The sequence below is a fragment of the Sphaerisporangium rufum genome (assembly GCF_016863395.1).
Lineage (GTDB): Bacteria > Actinomycetota > Actinomycetes > Streptosporangiales > Streptosporangiaceae > Sphaerisporangium > Sphaerisporangium rufum.
The window spans coordinates 1-5491 of record NZ_BOOU01000066.1 but is presented as its reverse complement, the minus strand read 5'-3'; the positions used below and the strand labels follow the sequence as shown (position 1 = coordinate 5491).

General features: G+C 73.5%; 4 protein-coding genes and 1 pseudogene. 3 read left to right on the top strand and 2 right to left on the bottom strand.

Features of this window, described 5'->3' with window-relative positions; translation table 11 throughout:
* Positions 1–416, bottom strand: a 416-nt coding sequence (locus tag Sru01_RS24400; RefSeq protein WP_203990135.1) for a hypothetical protein, incomplete at its 3' end; no start/stop codon positions are given.
* Between the two features lie 78 nt (positions 417–494).
* Between Sru01_RS24400 and Sru01_RS35850 the strand changes: the two are divergent.
* Both Sru01_RS35850 and Sru01_RS24395 read left to right on the top strand, forming a co-directional pair.
* Positions 495–722 (top strand): annotated as a pseudogene (locus tag Sru01_RS35850) (chaplin family protein); the annotation flags it as partial.
* A gap of 45 nt (positions 723–767) precedes the next feature.
* A complete protein-coding gene (locus Sru01_RS24395; RefSeq protein ID WP_239137702.1) occupies positions 768–1382 on the top strand; it encodes a chaplin family protein in 615 nt (204 codons plus the stop codon).
* An 841-nt stretch (positions 1383–2223) separates the two neighbouring features.
* Here Sru01_RS24395 and Sru01_RS24390 read toward each other — a convergent pair.
* Entirely contained in the window at positions 2224–2415 is a 192-nt protein-coding gene (locus Sru01_RS24390; RefSeq protein ID WP_373869544.1) for a DUF5703 family protein, read from the bottom strand.
* Positions 2416–2653: 238 nt separating this feature from the next.
* Here Sru01_RS24390 and topA point away from each other — a divergent pair, with 238 nt between their 5' ends.
* Positions 2654–5311 (top strand): type I DNA topoisomerase, encoded by a 2658-nt coding sequence (gene topA, locus Sru01_RS24385; protein WP_239137701.1) that lies wholly within the window; start codon positions 2654–2656, stop codon positions 5309–5311.
* Positions 5312–5491 lie beyond the last annotated feature (180 nt).

Here is a 5491-nt window from a genome sequence, read left to right as displayed (position 1 = left end):
CGCCGATCAACGTCTGCGGCAACTCGGTCGCGGTGATCGGCGAGGCCTTCTCCGGCTGTGAGGGCGGCGCCGAGGTCGTGCGGCCGAACGGGCCGGGCCGGCCGGGCGGCCCCGCCGGACCGGGTCGGCCCGGTGGCCCAGGCCGGCCGGGCGGGCCGGGTCACCCGGGCGGTCCGGGTCATCCTGGTGGTCCCGGTCAGCCGGGCAGTCCGGGTCACCCCGGTGGTCCGGGGCACCCGGGTGGTCCGGGGCACCCGGGTGGTCCGGGGCACCCCGGTGGTCCGGGGCACCCCGGTGGTCCCGGTTACCCGGGCGGTCCGGGGCACCCGGGCGGGCCCGGTCACCCCGGTGGTCCCGGTCAGCCGGGCGGTCCGGGTCACCCCGGTGGTCCCGGTCAGCCGGGCGGTCCGGGTCACCCCGGTGGTCCCGGTCAGCCGGGCGGGCCGGGGCAGGGCGGGGGGGCCGGTGGCAACGGGACCGACGGATGGTCCAGCATCGGCGGCGGCAACCAGATCGTCGCGCCGATCACCGCGCCGATCAACGCGTGCGGCAACGCGGTCGGCAACGGGAAGGCCGGGTGCCCGGGCGGTGTCAGCGTCCCCCCGGCCGGCTCCGGTGGCGGTGCCGGCGGCAACCGGACCGACGGCCGGCACAGCGTCCTCGGTGGCAACCAGATCGTCGCGCCGATCACCGCCCCGGTCAACGTCTGCGGCAACGCCGTCGCGGTGCTGGGCGGGGCCTTCGCGGGATGCCGCGGTGGTGCCTCGGTGCAGGGCGGCTCCGGTGGCGGTGCCGGCGGCAACCGGACCGACGGCCGGCACAGCGTCCTCGGTGGCAACCAGATCGTCGCGCCGATCACCGCGCCGATCAACGCCTGCGGCAACGCCGTCGCCGTCCTCGGTGACGCGGGTGCGGGCTGCCTGGGCGGCGCCTCGGTCGGCGGCCCCGGCCGGGGCCACCTGGCCGGTAACACCGGACCGACCTCAAGCACCAAGATGGCCGGTCAGGGAGTCCTGCCGGAGCTGCCGAAGGTGCCGGGCCGGCAGGACGTCCGGGATCTGGCCCGCAGGTCGGGCGGCCCGGTCCCCGGCGGCGCGGCCGCCGAGGAGAACCCGGCGGGTGCGCCGTCGCTCTCCGGTAAGGAGCGGGCGGCGGGTGGCGCCGTCGACCAGGCGCGCAAGGTCGTGTCCGGTACCCCGGCCGGTGCGGTGGTCAAGAGCCTGCCGGTCGGCTCGATGGATCTGATGAGCGCCGACCGGCCGATCGGGCTCACCGGGATGAACTCCGGCTCGGTGGTGGCCCTGATCGTGGGCGGCCTGTTCGCCGCGGCGGCCGCGGCGTTCTCCGCCGGCACCCGGCGGTTGCGCCCGCGCCGGCGGTGACCGAACCGGTCCGGCCGGGCACCCCTCCCGGTGCGCCCGGCCGGGCATCGGGCGCCGCCCGGCCGTACCGGGCGGGTGTGGATCTCGTGGGGGAGATCCGCGCCCGGCCCGGGTGGCCGGAGCGGCGCCGGCACCTCCGCCGTCCATCGTCGGCGGCGGAGTCCACCGGCGCTTCGCCGCTCGCGAGTCCGGCCGCGGTTCTGGGGCCGTGGAGCTGATCGCGTGCGGCGAAGCACAGAGCTTTGCCCGTCCCGGGTGCGCGGCCCGGGGCGGGCAAAGCCATGTCCGGGCTCGCGACCGGCAAGGCCATGTCCGGACTCGGGGCCGGCAAGCCATGTCCGGGCCGGGGGCCGGCAAGCCATGTCCGGGCTCGGGTGGGCGAAGCCGCGTCGGGGGCGGGAGCGGGTGATGCCGCGTGGGAATCGGGGGCGAAGCCAGGTCGGGGGTCGCAGCCGCCGACGATGGGCGCCGGTTCGATCATGGTCGCCCGAGAGGTGATGGCGGCCGGCGGGGTGGGACAGGGGATTACAGAAGCCGACAGGGGAGTTACAGTGTGCTGGGCGGCCGGCGAGATCACGCCGGTCCGGCACGCCATGTCCTGACCGGGGTGTGGTGTGCTGCCTGACCAGGGCACACCGGGTCCGGGCCAGGTGAAGCGGGCGCGACGGGCGGCGCGGCGTCCTCCGGGACGCGGGACGCCCGGCGCGGACGCCGGGCGCCTGCCGGACACGGCGAGTGGCCGGCCGGCCGGGCCACGGGGAGGTGGTGCTCCACCACACCCTGCGGGGAAGCGGCGGTTGTGGCGCGTCCGCGGCGGCAAGGCCCGGCGGCCGTCCGGCGGTCAGAGGGTGCTGGACACGCGGAGGACCTTGCGGCGCAGGCGGACGTACCGCCGGCCGTCGGGGTACAGCCGCAGGCGGTCGAGTTCCCAATGCCCGTACTCGGCGTGCTCGGTGAGAACCCGGCGGGCGTCCTCCCGGGACGTGCCCCGGGGTAGATAGAGGTCCAAATAGGAGTACTGGAGCAAAGCCATTAGTCTCCGAAGGGTGTGCAAGGGGACGCTGGCACTCTCTGGGCTCTATTCTGCGTCCTCGTGGGTATCGGGTCCAGGTACGTGGAACACCGGTAAGTGACCGGGTAGTCCGACGGGGAGAACTTTCCGACGGCGGGTTACCTTCGTGCCTGTGACGGGGCCGCACAGGACCGCCGCCCACGGCGGGCCGGCGCCGTCCGGTAGGAGAACGACAGCGAACAGCGAGGTAGGAAGCAGCGTGCCAGCCAACAACGGCAACGCCGGCGGAACCCGCCTGGTGATCGTCGAGTCGCCCGCGAAGGCGAAGACGATCGCCGGGTACCTCGGGCGCGGCTACATCGTGGAGTCCAGCATCGGCCACATTCGGGATTTGCCGGAAAAGGCGGATGACATCCCCGAGAAGTTCAAAGGCGAGGCATGGGCCCGTCTCGGGGTGAACGTGGACCACGAGTTCGAGCCGCTCTATGTCGTCAACCCGGACAAGAAGTCCCAGGTCTCCAAGCTCAAGCAGCTGCTCAAGGACGCTGACGAGCTCTACCTCGCCACCGACGAGGACCGCGAGGGCGAGGCGATCGCCTGGCACCTCCGCGAGGTGCTGAAGCCCAAGGTCCCGGTGCACCGCATGGTCTTCCACGAGATCACGCCGCAGGCGATCCGGGACGCCGTCTCCAACCCGCGCGCGCTCAACCTTCGCCTGGTCGACGCGCAGGAGACCCGCCGCATCCTGGACCGGCTGTACGGCTACGAGGTCAGCCCGGTGCTGTGGAAGAAGGTCAAGCCCCGGCTGTCGGCCGGCCGGGTGCAGTCGGTGGCGACGCGGCTGGTCGTCGAGCGCGAGCGCGAGCGCATCGCCTTCACCTCCGCCGACTACTGGGACCTGCAGGCGCTGTTCGACACCGGCCGCGACGAGGACCCGCGCAGCTTCAACGCGACCCTGGTCACGGTCGACGGCCGCAAGGTCGCGCAGGGCCGCGACTTCGCCGCCACCGGCACGCTCAAGGGCAAGGACGTCCTGCACCTGGACGAGCAGGCGGCGCGCGCCCTGGCCGGACGGCTGGCCGGCTCGGCGTACGCGGTGTCCTCGGTGGAGAGCAAGCCGTACACCCGCCGCCCGTACGCGCCGTTCCGCACCACGACCCTGCAGCAGGAGGCGAGCCGCAAGCTGGGCTTCTCCGCCAAGTACACGATGCAGGTGGCGCAGAAGCTGTACGAGAACGGGTTCATCACCTACATGCGTACCGACAGCACCACGCTGTCGGACACCGCGCTGGCGGCCGCGCGCGGCCAGGCGGTGCGGCTGTACGGCGCGCAGTACGTCCCGGAGAAGCCGAGGGTGTACGCGAGCAAGGTCAAGAACGCCCAGGAGGCGCACGAGGCCATCAGGCCCTCGGGCGACGAGTTCCGCACGCCGGGGGAGACCGGCCTGAGCGGTGACATGTTCCGGCTGTACGAGCTGATCTGGCAGCGCACGGTCGCCAGCCAGATGAAGGACGCCACCGGCGAGTCGGTCAGCGTCCGGATCGCCGGCACCTCCAGCGGCGGGGAGAAGGTGGAGTTCGGCGCGACCGGCCGGACGATCACCTTCTACGGCTTCCTGAAGGCGTACGTGGAGGGCTCCGACGACCCGTCGACCGACCGGGACGACTCGGTCAGCCGGCTGCCCAACCTGCGGCAGGGCGACGCGCTGACCGCGCTGGAGCTCGGCGCCGAGGGACACGCCACCCGGCCGCCGGCCCGGTTCACCGAGGCCTCGCTGGTCAAGGAGCTGGAGGATCGGGAGATCGGCCGCCCGTCCACCTACGCGTCGATCATCGGCACGATCCTGGACCGCGGCTACGTCTTCAAGAAGGGCACCGCGCTGGTGCCGTCCTTCCTGGCGTTCGCCGTGGTCAACCTGCTGGAACGGCATTTCGGCAACCTGGTCGACTACGACTTCACCGCCGACATGGAGAAGGTGCTCGACGACATCGCCAACGCGCGCGCCGAACGGGTGCCCGAGCTGCGCCGCTTCTACTACGGCGAGCAGGGGGACGGCCTGAAGGAGCTGGTCAGCGACCTCGGCGAGATCGACGCCCGGGAGATCAGCTCGTTCCCGATCCGGGACACCGACATCGTGCTGCGGGTCGGCCGGTACGGTCCCTATCTGGACCGGGACGGCGCCCGGGTGAACGTGCCGGAGGATCTGGCGCCGGACGAGCTGACCGCCGAGCACGCCGAGGAGCTGTTCAAGCAGCCCAGCGGTGATCGCGAGCTCGGCGTGGACCCGGCCTCCGGGCGCACCATCGTCGCCAAGAGCGGCCGGTTCGGGCCGTACGTGACCGAGATCCTGCCGGAGGAGCCGCCGCCGGCCGAAGGCAAGAAGAAGGCGAAGAAGGACGCGGTCAAGCCGCGCACCGGCTCGCTGCTGAAGTCGATGACGCTGGACACCGTCACGCTGGAGGACGCGCTCAAGCTGCTGTCGCTGCCGCGGGCGCTGGGCGAGATCGACGGCGAGGAGGTCACCGCGCAGAACGGCCGGTTCGGCCCGTACATTAAGAAGGGCACCGACTCGCGGTCGCTGGCCGCCGAGGAGGACCTGTTCACCGTCACCATCGAGCAGGCCAAGGAGCTGTTCGCGCAGCCCAAGCAGCGCGGGCGGGGCCGGGCCGCCGCCGCGCCGCCGCTGCGCGAGCTGGGCGCCGACCCGGTCTCCGGCAAGCCGGTGGTGGTCAAGGAGGGCCGGTTCGGCCCGTACGTGACCGACGGGGAGACCAACGCGTCGCTGCGCAAGGACGACTCGGTGGAGCAGATCACCATCGAGCGGGCCGCGGAGCTGCTGGCCGAGCGGCGGGCCCGGGGCCCGGCGCCCAAGCGTCCACGGGCCCGTACCGGCGCGAAGGCCGGCGCCAAGTCCTGACGGCGGAGCCGGGAGTCCCACCCGGGCGGTGGGACTTTCGGCCGCCGAGGAGTCGTCCGCCGCGCCCGGCCGGCGCGCGAGCCGTCCGGCGACCTGGCCGATCCCGGCGGCCGGGCCGGGGCGACGTCCGGCGAACACCGAGGCCTGGCGGCTGGTCCGACCTGTTCGAGCCGGGCGGGG

Excerpts from the sequence above, each read along its gene's own strand:
- Sru01_RS24390 (WP_373869544.1), bottom strand. The coding sequence starts at position 2,415 with ATGGCTTTGCTCCAGTACTCCTATTTGGACCTCTATCTACCCCGGGGC.